Annotated in this window: 20 protein-coding genes and 3 pseudogenes; 12 read left to right on the top strand and 11 right to left on the bottom strand. The window is 74.0% G+C overall.

From position 1 onward, the window contains the following. Nucleotides 1–34: 34 nt before the first annotated feature. Complete coding sequence (locus ACIA6T_RS07425; RefSeq protein WP_399445585.1) at nucleotides 35–346, top strand: DUF4235 domain-containing protein; 312 nt, start codon at nucleotides 35–37, stop codon at nucleotides 344–346. Between the two features lie 40 nt (nucleotides 347–386). On the opposite strand, the gene ACIA6T_RS07430 is transcribed toward ACIA6T_RS07425, so the two are convergent. Beyond that, nucleotides 387–779, bottom strand: coding sequence for a VOC family protein (locus tag ACIA6T_RS07430; RefSeq protein ID WP_399445586.1), 393 nt, complete (start codon nucleotides 777–779; stop codon nucleotides 387–389). An 825-nt stretch (nucleotides 780–1,604) separates the two neighbouring features. On the opposite strand from ACIA6T_RS07430, the gene ACIA6T_RS07435 reads away from it, so the two are divergent. From ACIA6T_RS07435 to ACIA6T_RS07445, 3 genes are all read left to right on the top strand, one after another. Beyond that, nucleotides 1,605–1,985 carry an anti-sigma factor antagonist gene (locus tag ACIA6T_RS07435; RefSeq protein WP_344557163.1) on the top strand — a complete coding sequence of 127 codons (381 nt, stop codon included), beginning with the start codon at nucleotides 1,605–1,607 and terminating at the stop codon, nucleotides 1,983–1,985. 131 nt (nucleotides 1,986–2,116) lie between these two features. Further along, on the top strand, nucleotides 2,117–2,788 hold the full coding sequence (locus tag ACIA6T_RS07440) for a DUF4230 domain-containing protein (RefSeq protein ID WP_399445587.1): 672 nt from the start codon (nucleotides 2,117–2,119) through the stop codon (nucleotides 2,786–2,788). Between the two features lie 59 nt (nucleotides 2,789–2,847). Next, nucleotides 2,848–3,393, top strand: a complete 546-nt coding sequence (locus tag ACIA6T_RS07445; RefSeq protein WP_399445588.1) for a VanZ family protein — start codon at nucleotides 2,848–2,850, stop codon at nucleotides 3,391–3,393. Between the two features lie 34 nt (nucleotides 3,394–3,427). Here ACIA6T_RS07445 and ACIA6T_RS07450 read toward each other — a convergent pair whose 3' ends face one another. Both ACIA6T_RS07450 and ACIA6T_RS07455 read right to left on the bottom strand, forming a co-directional pair. Next, nucleotides 3,428–3,673, bottom strand: a complete 246-nt coding sequence (locus tag ACIA6T_RS07450; RefSeq protein ID WP_399445589.1) for a hypothetical protein — start codon at nucleotides 3,671–3,673, stop codon at nucleotides 3,428–3,430. Between the two features lie 132 nt (nucleotides 3,674–3,805). Next, nucleotides 3,806–4,615: an SDR family oxidoreductase gene (locus ACIA6T_RS07455; protein ID WP_399445590.1), complete on the bottom strand. Its 810-nt coding sequence runs from the start codon at nucleotides 4,613–4,615 to the stop codon at nucleotides 3,806–3,808. Between the two features lie 484 nt (nucleotides 4,616–5,099). On the opposite strand from ACIA6T_RS07455, the gene ACIA6T_RS07460 reads away from it, so the two are divergent. The 5 genes and pseudogenes from ACIA6T_RS07460 (at nucleotide 5,100) to ACIA6T_RS07480 (ending at nucleotide 8,968) form a co-directional block, all read left to right on the top strand. Further along, nucleotides 5,100–5,756 carry an HAD family hydrolase gene (locus ACIA6T_RS07460; RefSeq protein WP_399445591.1) on the top strand — a complete coding sequence of 219 codons (657 nt, stop codon included), beginning with the start codon at nucleotides 5,100–5,102 and terminating at the stop codon, nucleotides 5,754–5,756. 8 nt (nucleotides 5,757–5,764) lie between these two features. Beyond that, nucleotides 5,765–6,979: an aromatic acid exporter family protein gene (locus tag ACIA6T_RS07465; RefSeq protein WP_399445715.1), complete on the top strand. Its 1,215-nt coding sequence runs from the start codon at nucleotides 5,765–5,767 to the stop codon at nucleotides 6,977–6,979. 237 nt (nucleotides 6,980–7,216) lie between these two features. Next, nucleotides 7,217–7,540, top strand: a pseudogene (locus tag ACIA6T_RS07470) (oxidoreductase); the annotation flags it as partial. 47 nt (nucleotides 7,541–7,587) lie between these two features. Further along, nucleotides 7,588–8,619 carry an SDR family oxidoreductase gene (locus ACIA6T_RS07475; RefSeq protein WP_399445592.1) on the top strand — a complete coding sequence of 344 codons (1,032 nt, stop codon included), beginning with the start codon at nucleotides 7,588–7,590 and terminating at the stop codon, nucleotides 8,617–8,619. Between the two features lie 67 nt (nucleotides 8,620–8,686). Further along, a complete protein-coding gene (locus ACIA6T_RS07480; RefSeq protein WP_399445593.1) occupies nucleotides 8,687–8,968 on the top strand; it encodes a hypothetical protein in 282 nt (93 codons plus the stop codon). A 289-nt stretch (nucleotides 8,969–9,257) separates the two neighbouring features. Here the strand turns inward: ACIA6T_RS07480 and ACIA6T_RS07485 are convergent, their stop codons facing one another. Continuing rightward, nucleotides 9,258–10,547, bottom strand: a complete 1,290-nt coding sequence (locus ACIA6T_RS07485) for an ROK family protein (RefSeq protein ID WP_399445594.1) — start codon at nucleotides 10,545–10,547, stop codon at nucleotides 9,258–9,260. Between the two features lie 91 nt (nucleotides 10,548–10,638). After that, a pseudogene (locus tag ACIA6T_RS07490) lies at nucleotides 10,639–11,619 on the bottom strand (phosphotransferase family protein). 174 nt (nucleotides 11,620–11,793) lie between these two features. Between ACIA6T_RS07490 and ACIA6T_RS07495 the strand changes: the two are divergent. Continuing rightward, a complete protein-coding gene (locus ACIA6T_RS07495; protein ID WP_399445595.1) occupies nucleotides 11,794–12,282 on the top strand; it encodes an FBP domain-containing protein in 489 nt (162 codons plus the stop codon). An 81-nt stretch (nucleotides 12,283–12,363) separates the two neighbouring features. Next, a complete protein-coding gene (locus ACIA6T_RS07500; RefSeq protein WP_399445596.1) occupies nucleotides 12,364–13,599 on the top strand; it encodes an aromatic acid exporter family protein in 1,236 nt (411 codons plus the stop codon). Between the two features lie 41 nt (nucleotides 13,600–13,640). Here the strand turns inward: ACIA6T_RS07500 and ACIA6T_RS07505 are convergent, their stop codons facing one another. Together ACIA6T_RS07505 and ACIA6T_RS07510 are read right to left on the bottom strand one after the other, a co-directional pair. After that, nucleotides 13,641–14,369 (bottom strand): DUF2470 domain-containing protein, encoded by a 729-nt coding sequence (locus ACIA6T_RS07505; protein WP_399445597.1) that lies wholly within the window; start codon nucleotides 14,367–14,369, stop codon nucleotides 13,641–13,643. A gap of 88 nt (nucleotides 14,370–14,457) precedes the next feature. Next, a complete protein-coding gene (locus tag ACIA6T_RS07510) occupies nucleotides 14,458–15,066 on the bottom strand; it encodes a TetR/AcrR family transcriptional regulator (protein WP_399445598.1) in 609 nt (202 codons plus the stop codon). Nucleotides 15,067–15,184: 118 nt separating this feature from the next. Here ACIA6T_RS07510 and ACIA6T_RS07515 point away from each other — a divergent pair, with 118 nt between their 5' ends. Continuing rightward, a complete protein-coding gene (locus ACIA6T_RS07515) occupies nucleotides 15,185–16,627 on the top strand; it encodes a cytochrome P450 (protein WP_399445599.1) in 1,443 nt (480 codons plus the stop codon). A 304-nt stretch (nucleotides 16,628–16,931) separates the two neighbouring features. On the opposite strand, the gene ACIA6T_RS07520 is transcribed toward ACIA6T_RS07515, so the two are convergent. The 4 genes and pseudogenes from ACIA6T_RS07520 to ACIA6T_RS07535 form a co-directional block, all read right to left on the bottom strand. Next, entirely contained in the window at nucleotides 16,932–17,822 is an 891-nt protein-coding gene (locus tag ACIA6T_RS07520) for a sigma-70 family RNA polymerase sigma factor (protein WP_399445716.1), read from the bottom strand. Nucleotides 17,823–17,827: 5 nt separating this feature from the next. Further along, a complete protein-coding gene (locus ACIA6T_RS07525; RefSeq protein ID WP_399445600.1) occupies nucleotides 17,828–18,571 on the bottom strand; it encodes a PIG-L deacetylase family protein in 744 nt (247 codons plus the stop codon). Between the two features lie 57 nt (nucleotides 18,572–18,628). Next, entirely contained in the window at nucleotides 18,629–19,930 is a 1,302-nt protein-coding gene (locus ACIA6T_RS07530) for an alpha/beta fold hydrolase (protein WP_399445601.1), read from the bottom strand. Nucleotides 19,931–20,030: 100 nt separating this feature from the next. Then, a pseudogene (locus ACIA6T_RS07535) lies at nucleotides 20,031–20,789 on the bottom strand (substrate-binding domain-containing protein); the annotation flags it as partial. Nucleotides 20,790–20,908 lie beyond the last annotated feature (119 nt).

Here is a 20,908-nt window from a genome sequence, read left to right on the forward strand (position 1 = left end):
CGACGAGACGACACAGCCGACCTAGGAGATCCACGTGACGAAGAAGAGCAAGAAGGCGAAGAAGAAGCTGCCCCTGGCGTACAAGCCGATCGGCTTCGCGCTGGGCTGGACCAGCGGCACCGTGGCGGGGATGGCGTTCCAGAAGACCTGGAAGGTGATCCGGCACGAGGACAACGCGCCGGACGCGCTGGACCGGGACCGCCGCTGGGGGGAGATCCTGCTGGCCGCGGCGATCCAGGGCGCCATCTTCGCGGTGGTGCGCAGTGCCGTGGACCGGGCCGGTGCCAAGGCCATCGAACGCTCCACGGGCACCTGGCCGGTCCCGGACAAGGGCGGCCGCGACTGACGCGCCGTACGGCCGGCCCGCCGCCCCCCACGGCGGCGGGTCAGCCCTGCTTGGGCGCCGTCGACGTGCCCCGGCGGACGGTGAAGGAGTGGCCCGCCGGGTCGGCGTAGCCGCGTTCCCCGGTGGGCCCCGAGGCGTCACCCGCCTCCATCGGGCGCCCGCCGAGGCCCACGATCAGGCGTTCCACCGCGTCCAGGTCGTCCACCACGAACTCCAGGTGCGCCTGGAGGGAGTTCTCCGGGCGGGGCCAGCTCGGGGCGGTCGCGTTCACGTCGCGGCGCAGTGCCAGGCGGAAGCCGTCGGCGGCCCGGATCTCCACCCGGTTGACATGGGCGTCGACATCCTCCGCGCCCAGCAACTCCTTGTAGAACTCGGCGAGTTTCTCGGGTTCGGCACAGTCGAGCACCACCACGCCGGCCGTCACCAGGGTCATGTCTCCTCCGCGGGAGTCCGGGGCGCGGGGCGCTCCTGCCCCGCCCTGTACGTGACACCTGTCCCCGCTCACCGGATTCAGTCATGTTCACATGTGGCGCCCACGCCTCAACTGGCGTACGCGGTAACGGAGATCACCAGCGGCCACGACGTGGATCATTTGGGCTCGGGGCGTTCTCGTGAGGGCGCGCCATCTGCGCCGGGCGGAGCGCATGGACGAGGTGGCCCGGGAACCGATCGTGACCCCGCTGCGGCCGGCGGGGAGCGCGCCCCGGATCGCCTGTGCCGCACGCCCAGGGAGCAGGCGGCCGTCGCGGCGGCGCCGAGGACGACCGCGGTGATCCGGCCCGAACCCGTCGACACGACGGCGATCGTCCCGCCGCCGAGGCCGAGCGGCATCAGCCACCAGCCGTGCCGGGCGACAGGGACTCGCGCCGCCGATGGCGGGGCGGCGGGTCCCATCCGCGTCTTTCGAAGCGACATGGGGGGTGTGCGATGGGGGTGCGCGAGGGGACCGTACGCATGAGTACGCACCACGGAGCGACCCGTCACGAAGTGGTCAACTCGCGGCGGCTGTAAGGAGCTTGTCGGGTCGGCAATCCCGTGGATCAAGTCCACCCGCCGCCGGAAGCGAGGATTCCGCCACGCTCCGACGGGACTTTCCCGGACCGACAGGCCGGTTCGAAAGAAGTCGGTCGCAATTCGAAGACATATGTCAATCGAACATGCTCAAATGCACTCGACCGAAGGTAACTTGCAGGGTGTGAACCGGTGTTGGGCCGGTTCACTCCCCCGTTGCACGGAGCGAGCTGGAGGCGATGGCGTCGTGCGGTACGAACCTGCACCGCTGACCCGGCATCTGCGCGTCCGCCACGACCGGGGACACACGGTGCTGGAACTCCGCGGTGAGATCGACATCGCCGCGGCCGCGGAGATCGTCCCGCACCTGGACATGGCGACCGCCGAACCGGACGCCCGGATCGTGATCGACCTGACCCACGTCGAGTTCTTCGACCTCTCCGGGCTGCGCCTGCTGTACCGGGCCCGGCAGCGGATCGCGGACGGACCCGGCCGGCTGCGCCTGGTGTGCGCCCACCCGCTGACCCTGCGCATGCTGCGGATCACCGGCACGTCCCGTCTGCTGCCGCCGTGGCCGACCCTGGACGCGGCCCTGGAACGGCCCGAGGCCCCCTCGGGACCGGCCTGACCACCGGGTCCACGGCCTGACGCCCGCTGTGCGCCCCCGCGTGCCCCCGGTACGGTCGTCCGTTCCCCAACTTCCCTGTCTGTACCGGGAACTGAGGGGCATTCGGTCAGGGAGGAAGGAGGGCCGTCGCCATGACGACTCCGACGACTCCCGTCAAGGGACGGATCGCGCGCGTACCCGGATGGGTGAAGGCGCTCGGCGCGGTGGTGCTGCTGCTCGTCGTGCTGTTCGCCGGGATCCGGCTGAGCCTGCTGCCGGGCCTGAAGGACCTGTTCGGCACGGAGACCGAGGACCGCTCCGGGCCCGCGCTCCTGGAGTCCATCCAGGACATCAGCCGCTACGACGCCGCCTCGGGCAACTTCCAGGTGGTGGTGGACCTGGAGAAGGACGCGAAGTTCCTGCCGGACGCCGTCCGCGGCAGCCGCACGCTGTACGTGGGCGCGGGCACCGTCGACGCCTATGTCGACCTCGGGAAGCTGGACAAGGACGACGTACGGGTCGACGACGACCGTACGTCCGCCACCCTGCGGCTGCCCCACGCCCGCCTGGGCAGGCCGGCCCTGGACCCCGAGCGCTCCTACGCCGTGTCCAAGCAGCGCGGGCTGTTCGACCGGCTCGGCGACCTCTTCTCGGACAACCCCAACAGCGAGCAGGCCGTCCAGAAGCTCGCCGTGCGGCACATCGGCGACGCGGCGAAGGAGAGCGGACTCACCACCCGGGCCGAGACCAACACCACGGAGATGCTCGAAGGACTGCTGCGCTCCCTGGGGTTCGAGGAGGTGCGGGTCAGCTACGGCGAGTGACCCGTACGGCCGGGGGTAACCGGCTTACCACGTAAGGAAGTTGACGACTGGAGGACAGAATGGCCCGCGCCGTCCCGCATCCGCGCTCACTGTTCCACCGGCGTCCGCGACCGTCCGGGCGCGGCAGCGCGGAGGACGGCCCGGGGCGTCCGCTCCCGTTGCTTCCGCGGTTGCTGGCGATGCTGTGCGCCTTCGTGGTCATGGTCGTCTTCGCCGTGGTCCTGGCCCGGCTCACCCTGCACCCCTCCCCGGCCTCGGAGGCGCTGACCCACACCAATCTGCATCCGGGCCGCTCGCTGAGGGCCTATCTGGACCAGCCCGCGCTGCGTGACGCCGTGCGCCAGATCGGCGGCAACATCCTGCTCGGCGTGCCCTTCGGTGTCCTCGCGCCGGTCGTCGCACCGCGCACGCGCGGCTTTCTGCGGGTGCTGGTGCTGACGGCCGTCGTGATGCTGCTGGTGGAGTTCGCGCAGGGGGCCCTGGTGACCGGACGCGCCTTCGACATCGACGACGTCATCCTGAACACCGGCGGAGCGCTGCTCGGTTACCTGCTGGTGGGCCGCCGCCTGAGCCGGGCCGTACACGCACGCCGCCCGAAGGCCTGACCCCCAGGGCCGCTGCTTCTGCCCCTGATGGGGGTCATGGGGCTCCGCGCAGAGTCCAGGTGAACTTGTCGCCGCCCACCCAGCGGACCACGTCCGGGTCGTCCAGGTCGTGGACCGTGATCCCGAACGCGGCGGCGGCGTGCAGCACGTCGGTGACGGTCCTCGCCTCGCCGACCACCTGTCCGTCGATCTCCACGATCCGGAACGGCGGAGTCCCGGGCTGTACCCCGAGCACCATGATCCGCGGGTGCGACATGTACGGGCTCGCGCTTTCGGTCATGCATCGAGGGTAGAGCGCGAACGGCGCGAACGCGGTGTGCGGGCGCGGTGTGCGGGCGCGGTGTGCGGGCGCGGTGTGCGGGCGCGGTGTGCGGGCGCGGTGTGCGGGCGCGGTGTGCGGGCGCGCCTCCCGTCAGGGCCGCCGCCAGTCGTCGCTCGTCAGGTGCGACCCGGCCTGCGGTCCCATCCGGAGCATTCCGCCGTCCACGCTCCAGGAGGCACCGGTGACGTACGAGGCGTCGGGCCCGGCGAGGAAGGCGATGACCGCGGCGACCTCACGGGCGTCACCGGGCCGTCCCAGGGGGACGCCGGGGCGGCTCTCGGTGTGCGGGTCGGTGTCCTCCTGGCCGGTCATGGGCGTGGCGATCTCCCCGGGGGCGACCGCGTTGACGGTGATGCCGTGCTCGGCGAGTTCCAGCGCCATCACCTGGGTGAGCAGTCCGAGGCCGCCCTTGGCGGCGCAGTACGGCGCGGCGCCCACGCGGGGCTGGTGCTCGTGCACGGACGTCACGTTGACGATGCGGCCCCCGTCGCCCTGCCTGATCATGTGCCGCGCCGCCTTCTGCCCGCACAGGAACGGGCCGATCAGATCGACGTCGAGGACCTCGCGCACCTTCGACAGCTCCAGGTCGAGGAAGGGCGTCATGGTGCCCGTACCGGCGTTGTTGACCAGCACGTCGACGCGGCCCAGGCGGTCGCACAGCTCGTCGACGGTGTCCGCGGCGGCGGGCAGCCGGGTGAGGTCCAGGGGCGCCACCTCGGCCCGCCGTCCGTGCGCCCGCACCTCCCGCGCCGTCTCCTCGGCGCCCTCGCGGTCGCTGTGCCAGGTGATGCCCACGTCCATGCCCGCGGCGGCCAGGCGTACGGCGGTGGCCCGGCCGATGCCGGAGTCCGCGCCGGTGATCACGGCGGCCCTGCCGCTCGGGGTGGCGGGAACGGACATACGGGCCTCCTGACCGACGACGGCGGGTACGGGACACCGCAGTACCCCGCACGTACGGGGCCAACCCCCGCGCCCGCGCCTTCCGCACCGCGGCACGCGCGCTGTCGGAGCCGGGGAGCGGGGCGGTCCGGGGCCGGTGGGCCGCGCGGCGGCACGGCTCGGGCACGAGCGGCCGTGCTGACGGACCACTCGCCACGGCCGGCCGTGACACGCGGGCTGTCCGGTGACGGGGCTCGACGAGACGCGGGTGCCGTTCCGGCAGCCGACCGGGTGGTGGGGCCCGGTCACCGACGCGCACGCGCCGACCGGGCCCCGGCAGGCCTCGGGGCTCCCGCGCGCGGGAGCACGGGGCGCCGCCGGACCGGGTGGTCGCCCCTGGTCCGTGGACGGGCCGCCGGCATGGGCCCGGGAACGGAAGGCGCCTTCCGGAGTGGCGGGCGGCTGAGGTGGTACCCGTACCGCTCCCCTCGAGGAAGGACCGCGTATGGAACGGGCTGCCGTGTTCGACGTCGACGGCACTCTGGTCGACACCAACCATCTGCATGTGACGGCCTGGTGGGAGGCCTTCCGGCAGGCGGGGCACCGGGTGCCGATGCACGCCGTCCACCGGGCCGTGGGGCTGCCCTCCTCCGACCTGGTCGCCCATCTGCTGGGCGAGGACCGGGACACCGGCCGCGACGACGAGCTGAGCGCGGCGCACAAGGCGCTGTACGGACAGTACTTCGACCGGCTGCCCGCGCTGCCGGACGCCGGACGGCTGCTGAAGCGGCTGCACCGGGACGGCTGGACGGTGGTGCTCGCCACCTCGGCGGGCGGTGCCGAGCTGAGCGCGCTGCGCCGGGCGATCGACGCGGACGAGGCGATCGGCGCGACGGCGAGCGCCGACGACGTGTCGGAGGGCAAGCCCGCGCCGGAGCCCGTCGAGCACGCCCTGGAGCTGGCCGGGGTGCCCGCGGAGCGGGCGGTGTTCGTCGGTGACACGGTGTGGGACATGCGGGCGGGCAGCCGTGCCGGGGTGCGCTGCGTGGGCGTGCTGTGCGGCGGCATTCCCCGCGCCGACCTGGAGGAGGCCGGCGCGGACGCGGTCTACGCCGACCCGGCGCATCTCCTGGCGTCCCTGTCGGACAGCCCCCTGGCATGACGCAGGGCATGTCACGGGTGCGGGAAAAGGCCGGGTGGGGTGACGCCGTGAGGCGGACGGCTCCGGTGGCGCGGGTGCGGGACGCCGTGCGGTGGGACGCGCGGTCCGTCGGCCGCGCGGCACGGGCCGCGTGGCGGGGACCGGGGCGGGAGCGGGATCTGCTCGTCCAGTCGCTGAAGGCCGCCGCGGCGGCGCTGCTGGCCTGGCTGCTGGCGCGGGTGTGGCTCGACGACCCGATGGCCCTGATGGCGCCCTGGGTGGCGCTGGTCCTGGTGCAGGCCACCGTCTACAGCTCGCTGATGCAGGCGGCACGGCAGTTCACGGCGATCTGCGTGGGAGCCCTCGTGGCGTCGGGGGCGCAGGCGGTCACCGACGACACCACGGGCGCCCTGGCACTGTCCGTGCCGGTGCTGGTGCTGCTGTCGAACTGGCCGCGCTTCGGCGACCAGGGCATCTACGCCGCCACCACGGCCGTCTTCACGATCGCCACGGGAACGGTGAGCGCGGTCGCCGTCGGACACCGGCTGGGGCAGGCGGCGCTCGGCGCGGTCATCGGTGTCGCCGTCAACGCGCTGGTCCTGCCGCCGATCCACCTGCGGGACGTACGGGAGAACCTGGCGGCGCTCGCCCGCGAGGCGGGCGACGTGCTGCACGCCGTCGCCGCGGATCTGCGCGGGGGCGAGTGGGACGCGCAGACCGCCACGGGCCGGCTCGGCGCCGCGGCGCGGCTGCAGAGCCGTCTGGAGGCGCTGCGCTCGGCCCGCGGCTGGGGCAGGGAGAGCCTGCGGCTGACCTCGGGCGCCCTGCGCGCCCTGCACCGGGCGCCGACGGAGGCGCTGCCGCCGGAGCACGAGGACGAGCGGTTCAGCCGCGTCACCGGACATGTCACGGCGCTGGCCCGCACGCTCGCGGTGGCCGCCGACGAGGACCGTACGCCCGCCGCGCCGGACGCCGCGGTGCTGGGCTGCTACGCGGAACTGCTGGAGCTGCTCGGCGACGCCTGCCGTGCGGAGGCCGACCGGCTCCTGGAGGGCGGCACGCGCGTGGACGCCCTCCTGGACGAGCGGACCGAGGCCGTGATGCGGGACCTGCACGAGAAGCTCCAGGACAGCCTGCGCGCCCACGCCGGTGAGGGCGCCGCGCGGACGGCCGTCCTGGGCACGCTGGTGCTCCAGGCCGAGAACCTCTGGGCCGACCTCGACAGCGGTGCGCGGGACCGGTGACACACGTCACGCCCACAAGCGGCCGGACGCGGAACACCGAGGGGTGGTTCCCCGTTGAACAGACCGTGGGTGCGGACGGGACAGTGTCCCCGGGCCTCACCATTCGCCCACAGGGACGATCGTCCGGCTGAAGCCCTGTGGAGCCTTTCGCCGAGAGGCGACCGCCGTGCGTGCCCACCACCGAGCCGCCCCGGCCGTGATTCCCCCGTCGCGGCCGGGGCTTCCTCTTGTCCCGCTCCGGGCGGCATCCTCACCCCGCTCCAGCGGCATCTGCCCCGGCAGGAGATGGTGGACCGGGGGTGGATCGACGAGCGGGGGAACCCGCTGAACCCCGAGGGTTTCGAGACCCCGCAGCAGGGCGCGGCGACCCAGGTCCGGGCCGCCGCCTCGGCGCGGCTGGACGGCATGGGCGGGCTCTGCCTGGAGGGCTGCGACGTCGCCGGGCCGGCCTCGGACGACGACGGTCGCACCGGGGTCGAGGACTGGGCGGTCGACCCGGAGCAGGCGGCCCGCCTGTGGGAATTCTCGGGCCGTCCGACGGGCGTGAACGCCTTCGCGTGAGGGGTACTCGGCCGGTTCCGCGGAGCAGCGGCCGAGAGGAGCGGAAGGTGAGCAGCACAGCGGGCAGGAGGGTCGTCGTCACGGGCGCCACCGGCAACGTCGGGACCAGCGTGGTGCGGGTCCTCTCACAGGAACCCGAGGTCGGCTCCGTACGGGGCCTGGCACGGCGGATCCCCGACCTGTCGCTCCCGAAGACCGAGTGGTCGGCGGTGGACCTGGCCTCGGACCGGTCCGATCTCGTCGGGGAGTTCACCGGCGCGGACGCGGTGGTCCATCTGGCGTGGGCGTTCCAGCCGACGCACGACCCGGCGGCCACCTGGCGCACCAATGTGCTGGGCAGCATGCGGGTGTTCGACGCGGTGGCCCGGGCGGGGGTGCCGGCGCTGGTGCACGCCTCGTCGGTCGGGGCGTACTCCCCGGGCCCGAAGGACCACGCGGTGGACGAGTCGTGGCCGACGCACGGCTGGCCGGACGCCGCGTACTGCCGGGAGAAGGCGTACCTGGAGCGGGCCCTGGACACGTTCGAGCGTGATCATCCGGAAACGCGGGTGGTACGGATGCGGCCCGCGTTCCTCTTCAAACGGGAGTCGGGGAGCGAGCAGCGCCGTATCTTCGGCGGCCGTTTCCTGCCGGGTCAGCTGGCGCGGCCCGATCTGCTGCCCGTCCTCCCGGACGTTCCGGGGCTGCGGGTGCAGGCGCTGCACACCGACGACGCGGCCCACGCCTACCGACTGGCCGTGCTGTCCGCCGAGGCGCGGGGCGCCTTCAACCTCGCCGCGGAGCCGGCGGTCGACGCGGAGCTGCTCGGGGAGATGCTCGGCACGCGCCGGGTACGGCTGCCGCGTACCGCCGCGCGCTCGGCGGTCGCCGCCGCGTGGGGGCTGCGGCTGCTGCCGGCGTCGCCGCATCTGTTCGACGCCGTGCTGAGGCTGCCGCTGATGGACTGCACGCGTGCGCGCGTGGAGCTCGGCTGGCGGCCGGAGCACACGGCGACGCAGGTGGTGGAGGAGTTCCTGCTGGGCATGGAGCAGGGCGCCGGGGAGGACACGGAACCGATGCGGGGCCGCAAGGTCGGCTGAGCACCGGGTTTCACCGGTCCGCGCGGAGGTACCCGCGAGGGTCGCGTACGAACGAAGGGAGAGCGCCGTGACCGACCACCGCCTCGAAGGGCCCGGCGAGAACGGAGCCGGTGTCCCCCGCGACCTGCCCGACCAGCAGGCCGGCCCCGGTGAGGACCCCTGGGAGGTCGCGCCCGCCGCGGCGGAGCGGGAGAGCGGGAAGAAGGCCGACGGGTCGGAGGAGCCCGAGTCCGGCGAGGCCGGGTCCGACGTGCCGGACACGGACGAGGCCGGCACCGGCCGGCAGGGTGCCCCGCACTCGGCGTCCCCCAACCCGGAACAGCCCGTGCCGGACGAGCCCTCCGCGTGACCGGCCCGCGCGGGGCGGGGCGGCGGCGTCCACGTCACACACGGCCGCCCCGCCACGCAGGGCCCCGCGCCTCCCTGGGGGTGTCGTCCGGATCGTGCCGGGGCCACGCCCTGGCACGCACTCCCCCCGGAGGGAGGACCCCGGCGGCGTTGTCGCCGGTCCTCGGCTCCCCCACGCTCGGCTTCGCTCGAGCGGGAGGGCCCCTGCGCGGGAGGGACCCCCGTCGCCCCCGCTCGGCCCGGCTGCGAGGCGCCGTCGCCTGAAGCCGGCCCGACCCGAACGACACCCCCTAACGCGGGGTGCGTTCCTGGAGGGCCGTGTGCCAGGCGGGTGGCGGGGACTGCGGGTCCGGGTCGGGGCGGCGGCCGCCGCGGGCGAAGAAGTCGGCGAGCGGCAGGATCGCGGCGCCGACGGTGACCGCGTCGGGGCCGAGCCGGCCCAGTTCGATCGTCACCTTCTCGGCCGGGTGGCGCAGCGCGTACGACAGGGCGTGCCGGTGCACGGCCGGCAGGAAGCGGGAGCCGAGCCGGAGGCCGGCCCAGCCGCCCATGAGGATGCGCTCGGGCTGGAAGAGGTTGATCAGGTCGGACAGGCCCGCGCCCAGGTACTCGGCGGTCTCCTCCAGCACGGCGAGCGCGACGGGGTCGGGGGCGCTGTCGTCGGCCGGGTAGGCGGCGGCGAGCATCGTCGTCAGTGCCGTCTCCTCGTCCGTGCCCCCGGGCACCCGGCCGCCCTCCTCGCGCCACCGGGCGAGCAGTGACTCGGCGCCCGCGTACGCCTCCAGGCAGCCGAGCGCGCCGCAACGGCAGCGGCGTCCCCTGACCCGTACGGTCAGGTGCCCCCATTCGACCGCCCGGCCGTGCTCCACCTCGGGCGTGACCAGGCAGGCGCCGACGCCGGAGCCGAAGAGGACGACGAGGGCGTTGCCGGCGCCGCGTCCGGCGCCGAACCACATCTCGGCCTGGCCGAGGGTCTTGGCGCCGTTGTCGATGAAGTACGGCACCGTGTCGGGCAGCGGGGACCCGGCGCGCAGCAGGGACTCCAGGGGGACGGCGTCCCAGCCGATGGTCTGACCGTGCACGACGGCGCCCCGGTCGGGGGTGTGCTCGACGATGCCGGGGACGCCGATGCCGACGCCGAGCAGCCGCTCGGGGGCGAGGCCGGCGCCGGAGAGCACCTCGGCGATGCCGGAGCGGATGTGGTCGACGATGACCTCGACCTCGTAGCCCTGCTGCTCCAGCGGGCGCTGCGCGCGGGCGAGCTCGGCGAGGGTCAGGTCGAACAGTTCGACGCGGACCCGGGTCTCGCCCACGTCGACGCCGATCATGTGGCCGCTGGCCGGTGCCACCCGCAGCAGGGTGCGCGGCCGGCCGCCGTCGGAGTCGACGCTGCCGGCCTCCTCCACGAGGCCGTCGGCGACCAGGTCCGCGACGACGTTGCTCACCGATCCGGAGCTGAGCCCGGTCGCGGGGCCGAGCTCGAAGCGGCTCAGCGGGCCGTCGAAGTACAGCCGTTGCAGCACGGCCGTGCGGTTGCCCCGCCTGAGGTCGCGCACCGTGCGCCCGTTCCGCCCCGCCATGTGGCTCCTTCCGAAACCCTGCCCGACCTGCAACATACCGCCGGGAACCAGCCGGGCGCGACTTCCTAGCACCCTTATTTCATGATGTGAACTAACAGGGTTCGCCGATTTCGTCCACAGCGGCCTCCAGTTCCGGGGCGACGGTGGCCCGAAGCCGTCGCCCGTGCTCGTCCCCGCTCGCCCGCGGAACCGTCTCGGTGAGCATGATCAGGTAGAGGCAGGCGCGGTGGAGGGCGAGCCGGACACGGGCCGCCGGGCCGGAGACGGCCCGGCCCGCGGCCTCCCCGCATCCGGCGAGAAACGCCTCGTCCGTCCTGATGTCGCCGAGCAGCGCCAGGGAGCCGAAGCCGGCGAGCGGGTCGCCCCGGAACACGCGCTCCCCGTCGACGATCCCGCCGATCCGGGCCTCCCCCGCCGCCGGGCGCTCCACCAGGATGTTGCCCGGCCACAGGTCGAAGTGGACGAGAACCGGCACGGTGACCTCGTCGAGCGCCCCGGCGGCGGTACGGATCACGGCGGCCGCCTCGTCGACGGGGCGGGGCAGCCGGGCACCGTGGTCCCGGGCGTCGGCGAGGACGGCGTCGGTCGTCGCGGTGAACGCGGTCCGCCAGTCGGGGGCGAGCGGGCCGAGGGCGCCGGACGGGTAGCCGACCCCCGGTCCGGTCACCCGGTGCAGCCGGGCCACCTGACGGCCGAGCTCCGTGCGCGGCGCCGTCCGCTCCCCGCCGGCCGGCTCCGCCCGCGTCCAGGGCTCGCCCGGACAGGCGGTCATCAGCAGGTACGGTACGGAGGTGCCGCCGCCGACGGACACGGCGTGCGGGGCGGACACGCCGGCCTCGGCGGCTCCGGCACAGAAGTCCGCCTCGGAGACGAGCAGGCGCCGCTCGTGCCGGAGGCCGGGGACGGCGGGCGGGGGCGGGACCTTGAGCACCTAGCGGCTGCCGTCGGCGAGGAGGAGTTCCTCGACGGTGTGGTGGGCGCCCCCGCTCAGCGGGCGCACCCCGGTGAGCGTGTCGGGCGGCAGTCCCGCCTCCGCGAGCACCCGGCGGGCCCGCTCCCAGGAGTCCCCCATCGTCCGCACCCCTCCCCTTCGGCGACCGCGGTACAGCGTACGGAACGCACGGGGGGCGGTCCCCGGTGAAAATCGCTGGCTCCCCCCGACGCCGGATATCTACCCTGTCCCAGAAACCTAGACCCCCTAGGTTTCGAAAGAGCACGCAGAGAACACGCCAGGAGACGACCCCCCATGAGAGCACTCACCGAGCAGGACATCCGCGGTTCGTTCATCAACTGCTCGAAGGGTGAGGCCAAGCGGCTGGCCGTACCGCGCGACCTGGGCGAACGCCCCTGGGACGACCTCGACTTCCTGGGCTGGCGCGATCCGGGCGCGCCCGACCGCAGCTATCTCGTCACCGAGCGGGAGGACCGCCTGGTCGGGGTGGCCATGCGCTTCCAGCCGGCCCGGCGCGGCTTCCTGCACCGCAGCATGTGCTCCCTGTGCCTGACGACCCATCCGCGCGGCGGTGTCGCCCTGATGACCGCGCGCAAGGCGGGCCCGGCCGGCCGTGAGGGCAACTCGGTCGGCGCCTACATGTGCACCGACCTCGCCTGCTCCCTCTATCTGCGCGGCAGGAAGGTCCCGGAGACCGGCGCCCGCTTCGAGGAGAGCCTCACCCTGGAGGAGCAGATCGCCCGCACCAGGGGCAACCTGTTCGCCTTCCTCGACAAGCTGTAGGAGCGGCCCGTCTGTCCTCCGGGGGGCTGCCGTCGCAGGTGAACACGTTCGATGCGTCCGGGGAAGGGGAACCGTCCGAGGATGCAAGTGGTACGTGAGATGACCGCGCCGGCCGTCGAGTTCGTCAAGCGGCGCCGGGACCCGGTGACCGTGCAGATGGTGCGGTCGACGGCCGCGGCGACCGTCGCCTACGTCATCGCCCTGCGGCTGAGTCCCGAGGCCGCCCCGCTCACCGCGCCCCTGACCGCGCTGCTCGTCGTCCAGGTCACCCTGTACTCCACCCTCACCACCGGGGTACGCCGGGTGAACTCCGTGGTGGCCGGGGTCGTGGTGGCCATCCTCTTCAGTCTGCTGGTGGGTCTGACCTGGTGGAGCCTGGGCCTGCTCATCCTGGCGTCGCTGCTCGTCGGCCATCTGGTGCGGGTGGACGAGTTCGTGCCCGAGGTGGCGATCAGCGCGATGCTGGTGCTCGGGGTGACCACGCACGGGGACACCGCCTGGGCCCGGATCGTGGAGACGCTGATCGGAGCGATCGTCGGGATGGGGTTCAACCTCCTGCTCGCCCCGCCCGTGTGGGTGGAGGAGGCCGGCGAGTCGATCGAGGAGCTGGCGCGCCGGGTGCGGCAGCTGATGCTGCGGATCGGCGAGGAGGCGGCGGGCAGCCCGCTCTCGGCGAGCGCGGCGGCCCGGCTGCACGAGGCCCGTCGCCTGGACCACGACATCACCCAGGTGGACGCGGACCTCAGACAGGCGGAGGACAGCCTGCGGCTCAATCCGCGGGTGCGTGAGGGCCTGCTGCACCGGGTGGTGCTGCGTACCGGCCTCGACACGCTGGAGATCTGCACGGTGGTGCTGCGGGTGCTGGCCCGCACGCTGACCGACCTGACCAAGGAGCGCGAACCGGAGCGGCTGTTCGAGCCGGAGACGGGTGCCGTCTTCGAGGAGCTGCTGTCCGAGATCGCGGACGCCGTGGTCAGCTTCTCGGTGCTGGTGACCACGAGCGTGAGCGCGAACGCCGAGTCGGCGGAGGAGCGGCTCGCCTCCGAGCTGCGGCAGGCGGCCGCCACCCGCGACAGGCTGGCCCGGCTGCTCTTCGAGGAGGCCCGGCGCGACGCCCGCCAGTGGCAGCTGCTGGGCGCCGTGCTGACCGAGGTCAACCGCATCCTCGACGAGATGGACACCGAGCACCGCACGCGCCGGCTGTTCGAGGAGCTGGACCGGCACTCGCGGGAGCAGCGCGAGCGGCTGCCGCGGCTCACCCGGATGCGGGAGCGGCTGCGCCGCAGGCGCGAGGGCGCCTCCCGCCGTTCCCGGTGACGCACTCGGCCGGAGGCACCCGTGTGGCCGAGTCCTCCGCGTTATCCGTCGCCGTCCGTGCGCTGCCGCTGCAGCGCGCGGGGGCAGGAGGCGGCGCCCGCCTGGGCGAGCAGCACGTGCACGCGCTCGGTGAGCTGCGCGACGTCGTCGGCGGGCGCGTGGAACGGCAGGCGTACGTCACCGTCCGCGCGGAGGCGTTCGATGCGCAGGGTCAGTCCGTGCCGGTCGACGGCGAGCGGCTGGACGCGGACCGCGCCGTGCAGGCTGCCGTGGTCGACCAGCCGGGTCAGCCGTTCGACCGCGTCGGCGTGGCAGTCGGCGAGGTGGGTCAGCAGCCGGGCCTCGGCGGTGGCGAGCGGGTCGGGCCCGGCGGCGGCGAACTCGTCGGCGTCGACCACCAGGGCACCGGACGGCTGCCGCAGCACCACGCGCGTGGACTGGAAGACGAGGTGCCCGTCCCGCGCGGCGAACCAGCCGGCCAGCCACAGCCGGGCGCGGATCCGGTTGCGCACGGGGACGGGTGCCACGTCGGCGAACTCCAGCACGGCGGACGGCTCGCCGCGGGGCGCGCAGATCGCGGCGGCGAGCAGGGCGCTGTCCTCGGGCACGTGCAGCAGCACCCGTCCGTCGTCGGTCACGCCGTGCGCGCCGACGAGCTCCTCCCGGGTGCCCTCCGCGGTCACCGCGCAGGACCATGCGGCGGCGAGCACCGAGCGGGCCCGTTCCGCCGCGCCGGGCGCGGCCGTCCAGCCGTGTGTGTCGTCAGCCATCCCCGAACCTCCTCTTAGGTAAGCCTTGCCTAACCTACCGAAGATCGGGGTGCGCGCCAACCGGGTGGGGTGATCTCCACGAGACCTTTCAGGGCGCGAGGACGCCCAGCAGGGCGCGTGCGCACAGGTCGCGCACCTGCTCGCGGTCCTGTTCCGGGCCGCGCAGCCACTCCAGGCAGACCGCCGTGGTGAAGGCCAGCCAGCCGCGCACGGCGAGCCGGGCGCCCGGCCGCGCCTCGAAGACGGGGCCGAACTCGGGATCCGCGGCGAGCGCCGCCAGGATCTGCCGCTCCTGCGCGGCCAGCGCCCGCCGGTAGACCCGGCGCACCGCCTGGTCCCCCGCCGCGTCGGCACGGTGGAAGGCGCGGTAGCCGTGCGCGTGGGCCTCGACGTACTCCAGGTACGCGTCGAGGCCCGCCGTGAGCTGCTCGCGCACCGGGACGCCGGGGACCGCCGCCGTCATCCGCAGCATCCGCTCGCTCTCCCGCTCCACCACCGCCGCGAAGAAGTCCCGCTTGGTCGGGAAGTAGTGGTAGAGCAGCCCCCGTGAGACCCCGGCGATCTCGGCGACCTGCTCGATCCACACGTCGTCGTAGGGGCTCTCCGAGAACAGCCGCGCACCGACCGACAGAAGCTGCTCCCGGCGCTCCGCGGTGCTGAGCCGGCGGCGCGTGCGCCCGCCCTGGTTCACGGCCATCCCCGCACTTTACTTGACGCCCGTTCAGCGGCCGGACCAGACTGAACCCGCCTTATTGAACTCGCGTACAACACGTCAGCGCGTCGCACTCGCGCGCCGGGTCGAAGGAGATCGCGTCATGGCGGAGACGACGACACGGGCCGTACCGCCGAAGGGGTTCCGCAGCGCGGAGCACGGCTGGCCGGAGCTGCACCGCATCCCCCACCCGCCGTACCGTCTGCCGCTGCTCGGCGACGTCCTCGGGGCGAGCAGGCGCACGCCCCTGCAGGACTCACTGAAGTACGCCCGCCGGCTGGGGCCGGTCTTCCGGCGGAGCGCCTTCGGCAAGGAGTTCGTGTTCACCTGGGGTGCCGGGCCGGTGGCCGATCTGGCCGACGAGTCGCGGTTCGCCAAGCACGTCGGGCTGGGCGTCGCCAATCTGCGGCCGGTCGCGGGCGACGGGCTGTTCACCGCGTACAACCACGAGCCCAACTGGCAGCTCGCGCACGACGTGCTGGCCCCCGGGTTCAGCCGGGAGGCCATGGCCGGTTACCACCCGATGATGCTGGCCGTGGCGGAGCGGCTGACGGAGCACTGGGACCGTGCGGCGGCCGGGGGACGGTCGGTGGACGTGCCCGGGGACATGACCAGGCTGACGCTGGAGACGATCGCGCGCACCGGGTTCGGGCACGACTTCGGCTCCTTCGAGCGGTCCCGTCCGCACCCGTTCGTCACGGCGATGGTCGGGACGCTCAGTCACGCCCAGCGGCTGAACAGCGTTCCCGCGCCGCTGAGCCCGCTGCTGCTGCGCCGGGCGGGGCGGCGGAACGCGGCCGGCATCGCGTGTCTCGACCGCATCGTCGACGAGGTGGTCCGGGTCCGGCGGGCGGAGGGTGGCGGGAGCGGTGATCTGCTGGACCGGATGCTGGAGACCGCGCATCCGGAGACCGGGGAGCGGTTGTCGGCGGAGAACGTCCGCCGACAGGTGATCACGTTCCTGGTCGCCGGTCATGAGACCACCTCGGGCGCGCTCTCCTTCGCGCTGCACTATCTTTCCCGGCATCCCGATGTCGCGGCCCGTGCCCGTGCGGAGGTGGACCGCGTCTGGGGCGACACGGTGGCGCCCGGGTACGAGCAGGTGGCCAGGTTGCGTTACGTGCGCAGGGTGCTGGACGAGTCGCTGCGGTTGTGGCCGACCGCGCCGGCCTTCGCCCGGGAGGCCACGCGGGACACGGTGCTGGGTGGGGAGCATCCGATGCGGCGGGGGGCGTGGACGCTGGTGCTGACGCTGATGCTGCACCGGGATCCCGAGGTGTGGGGGGCGGATGCGGAGCGGTTCGATCCGGAGCGGTTCGACGCGGGGGCGGTGCGGGCTCGTCCGGCGCATGTGTTCAAGCCGTTCGGGACGGGGGCCCGGGCGTGCATCGGGCGGCAGTTCGCGCTGCACGAGGCGACTCTCGTACTCGCCCTGCTCCTACGCCGTTACGAGCTGCGCCCCGACCCGTCCTACCGCTTGCGGGTGACCGAGCGGCTCACGCTGATGCCGGAGGGGCTGCGGCTGCATCCGGAACGGCGGGGGTGAGTACGGGGTTCCAGAGCTCGCGTGCGTTGGGGCGGGGCGGGGGTGGGGTTGCGCAGCCCGGCGCCTACGGGGTGCCTCCCCCACTCTCGGCTCCACTCGAGCGGGAGGTACCCCCACCGCCCACCCGTGCCGCCCTGGGGGCACCTCCCAGGCCCTTGAGGCACTGGGGGAGACACGACTGCCCGCGGGAACGGGCGGCATGCGGCTGCCCGTGGGGAGCCGCGGCAGGTTCCCGCGGGAGCGGCGGGGGCCACGGGAACGGTGGCAGGTCCCCGCGGGAGCGGCGGGGTGTCCGCGGGAGTGGTCAGTTCTTCGGTGGCTCCAGGCGGGTGAGGCGGGCGGGGTCGGCCAGGATGTACATGGCGGTGATGTGGTTGTCGGTGATGGTGACGGACATGATGGACCGGATGCGGCCGTCGACCACGCTGAGCAGGCCCAGGGAGTCGTTGACCAGGGCCATCCGGCCGTCCGCGGTGTGGCGGGCGAACATGATCGCCGACTCGGCGACCGTCTTCGCGCCCCGGAGGACCTTGGATCCGGCCACGCCCCGGACCAGAGCGCCCGCGTCCGCCCGCAGCACCACGTCCGGGTGGAGGACGGCGACCAGCGCCTCGAAGTCACCGCCGCGCGCGGCGGCCATGAACGCTTCGAGGACCTGCTTCTGCCGACCGAGGTCGGGGTCGGACGGAGGGGTCGTGTCCCGTACCCGGCGGCGGGCCCGGCTGGCGAGCTGCCGGGTCGCGGCCGGGCTGCGCTCCACCACCGGGGCGATGTCGTCGAACGGCACGGCGAACATGTCGTGCAGGACGAACGCCAGCCGCTCGTCGGGCTCCAGCGCCTCCAGGACCACCAGCATCGCCACGCCCACCGAGTCGGCGCGCAGCGCCTCCTGTTCCGGGTCCACCTGGGAGAGGGGTCTGATCACCGCGTCCGGGACGAACGTCTCGTCCATCGGCTGCTCACGGCGCGCGGTGCGCGAACGCAGCAGGTCCAGGCAGATCCGGCCGGTCACGGTGGTCAGCCAGCCGCCGAGGTTGCCGATGCCGCCGGTGTCGGTGCGGCCCAGCCTCAGCCAGGCCTCCTGGACGGCGTCCTCCGCCTCGGTCAGCGAGCCGAGCATGCGGTAGGCGACCGCCTCGAGATGCCCGCGGTGCTCCTCGAAGCGCTCCGCCAGCAGTTCCTCGTCGCCGGCCACGGGGCTCACCGGGAGAACAGCTCGAAGGCGACCGCGGGCCGGTTCCCGAACCGCTTCCCCGTCTCCTCGGCGGAACCGGTCAGCAGACCGCGGGCGTACGCCTCCGGGTCCTCGTCGGTCAACGCCTCGATGTAGGTACGGTGTTCGAGCAGCGACGCGACCGCACGCTCCAGTCCGTCCGTCGCGTCCACCGCGTGCGTGGGGCTGTCGGAACCGGCGACCGCCACCCAGCGGACGCCGTTCCAGGGTTCGAGGCCCCGCTCGACCAGTTCCGGGAAGATCCAGCGGTTGCCGGCGTCACCGGCCGCGTCGAGCACGGCCCGTCCGACGGCCACGTGGTCCGGGGTGTTCCAGTAGGTGCCGCCCCAGGTGTCCCGGTGGTTCAGGGTGATCACCAGCTCGGGCCGGTACCGGCGGACGGCGGCGGCGATGTCCCGGCGCAGCGCGGGGCCGTACTCGACGACCCCGTCCGCGTGGTCGAGGAAGCCGACCTCCGAGACGCCGACCACGGCCGCGCTCGCCCGCTGCTCGCGCTCCCTGAGCGGGCCGCACTTCGCCGGCTCCAGGGTGTCGATGCCCGCCTCACCACGGGTCGCCAGGACGTAGGAGACCTCGCGGCCGGCGTCGGTCCAGGACGCGATCGCCGCCGCACAACCGTACTCGAGGTCGTCCGGGTGGGCCACCACGGCCAGGGCGCGCCGCCAGTCGTCGGGCATGGGTGGGAGTTGGCTGATCGTCGGCTCGGTCATGTCCGCAGACTAACCCGCCGCGCCGGCAGCCCACCGGGCCCGCGCCCGGCCCCGGACTCACGCCTCGTCGCGTGCCAGGGCGAGCAGCCGGTCCAGGACGCGGGGACCGCCGGCCCGGAGACCGTCGTGCTCGAACTCGTCGGTGACCCAGGTGCGCAGGCCGCGGATCGCGCGGGCCGTCCGCAGGGAGTGGGCGGTGTCGACGTACATGTCGTCGTGGTAGACGGCCGCCGCGACCGGGACCTCGTTGACGGCGAGGCGCGCCGGGTCGTACAGGGGCGTCCAGTCGGTGCGCGCGGCGAGCAGTTCGGCGGTCTCGCGCAGCGGGCGCAGCGCGGGGTCGCAGTCGAACATCCACGGGTGGATGGTCTCGCCGGTGAACAGCAGCGGCTCGTCGCCGGCGAGCGCCTTGGCCGCGTCGAACCGCGGGAACTCGGCCCGCACACGCTCGGCGGACCAGGCGGTGGGCCGGGCGTCCTGGCCGTAGATCGCCTCGTGGACGAGCGCGTAGAGCGGGTGTCCGGCGTACGACAGCAGGCCCTGCGCCTGCTCCTGGAAGGCGTCGGAGAGTTCGTGGCCGCCCGGGGTGCGGACGAAGGCGTCCTCCAGGAGGAAGTGCAGCCGGTGGCTGCCGTCGCTGCCGCCGAGCATCCGGCCGAGGGACTGGAACGCCTCGACGGTGAGCCGGTAGCCGTTCGGGAGGACGACCTCGTGGGTGAGGAGGTGGTCGGCGATGCGGCGGGCGCGTTCGACGTCCTGCGGGTAGCGGGCGTAGTGGGCGGCGACCTTGCGTTCGACGCGCGGGTAGGCGGCCCGGTAGACGTCGTCGGCGTGGGCGTCGAGGGAGGGCAGTCCGCCGGTGACGATCGCGGTGTCCAGGCCCTCGGGCGCCATGGACAGGTAGGTGACGGTGCAGAAGCCGCCGAAGCTCTGGCCGAGGACGGTCCAGGGGGCGCCGCCGGTCACCTGGGGCCGGATCGCCTCGCAGTCCCGCACGATGGAGTCGCCGCGGAAGAGGGTCAGGTGGTCGGCCTGCTCGGCGGGGCCGCCGCGCAGCGGGAGGGTCTGGCGGTTGGCCGGGGTGGAGTGGCCGGTGCCGCGCTGGTCGAGGAGCAGGACCCGGTAGTCCTCCAGGGCACGGCCGAGCCAGGCGGGCTTCCCGACGAAACGGTTCGCCCCGAAGCCGGGGCCGCCCTGGAGGTAGAGCAGCCAGGGCAGGTCCTGGCCTGCCTTGTCGCCGGCGACGACCTCGCGCGCGTACAGCTCGATCGTCTCCCCGGAGGGGTTGTCGTGGTCGAGGGGCACGGTGAACCGGCGGTCGGTGAGGACCACTCCGGGCTGGCGGTAGCTGACGGACAACGGGGCTCCAGGGACGAACGGATTGTCGGATCGTGACCCAGTTCAGCACATGTTCGTCCGGCCAACGAGCCCGGGATCATGGAATTTTGCCGAATGCCCGTCAGCGGGCCGCAAGGCTGGAGCGCCGGACCACCAGTTCCGGGCGGAGCACGACCCGGCGGTGCTCGTGCGGCTCGGCCGCGTTCTCGCTCTCGGTCTCCTCCAGCAGCAGCTCGGCCGCCAGGGCGCCCATGGTGACCGCGGGCTGCCGCACCGAGGTCAGCGGTACGGCGGCCGCGGCGGCGAACTCGATGTCGTCGTAGCCGACGATCGCGAGGTCGTCGGGGACGCCGACGCCGGCCGCGTACATCGCCTGGAGCACACCGAGGGCGAGCAGGTCGTTGGCGCAGAACACGGCGGTGGGCCGGTCGGCGAGCCCGAGGAGACGGGCGCCCGCGTCGCGGCCGGCGGCGACGTCGAGCCGCTCGGTGGGCAGTTCGCGCAGGCAGTCGGGGCCAAGGCCGGCCTCGGCGAGGGCGTTCAGGGCGCCGGTGCGGCGGTCCCGGACCTGGTTCAGTCCGGGCGGGCCGCAGACGTACGCGATGGAGCGGTGCCCGGCGTCGACGAGGTGCCGCACGGCCAGCGCGCCGCCCGCCACGTCGTCCACGGAGACCGAGCACTCGGTGGTGCCCTCGGCGACCCGGTCGACCAGTACGAAGGGGATGCCGTGCCGGCGGAACGCCTCGATGTTGCGGCCGGTGGCGTCCGCCGGGGTGAGCAGCACGCCCCGCACCCGCTGCTCGGCGAAGAGGGAGAGGTACTCGGCCTCCTCGCCCGGGTTCTGGGCGCTGTTGCAGACCATCACGCCGAGCCCGGCCTCGGGGGGGGGGGGGGGGGGGGGGGGGGGGGGGGGGCGGGGCCGGCGCGGGGGGGGGGGGTGGGGGGGGGGGGGGGGGGCCGGGGGGGGGGGGGGGGGGGGGGGCGGCGCGCGGGCGGGAC

This window comes from Streptomyces sp. NPDC051740 (genome assembly GCF_044453165.1).
GTDB lineage: Bacteria > Actinomycetota > Actinomycetes > Streptomycetales > Streptomycetaceae > Streptomyces > Streptomyces atrovirens.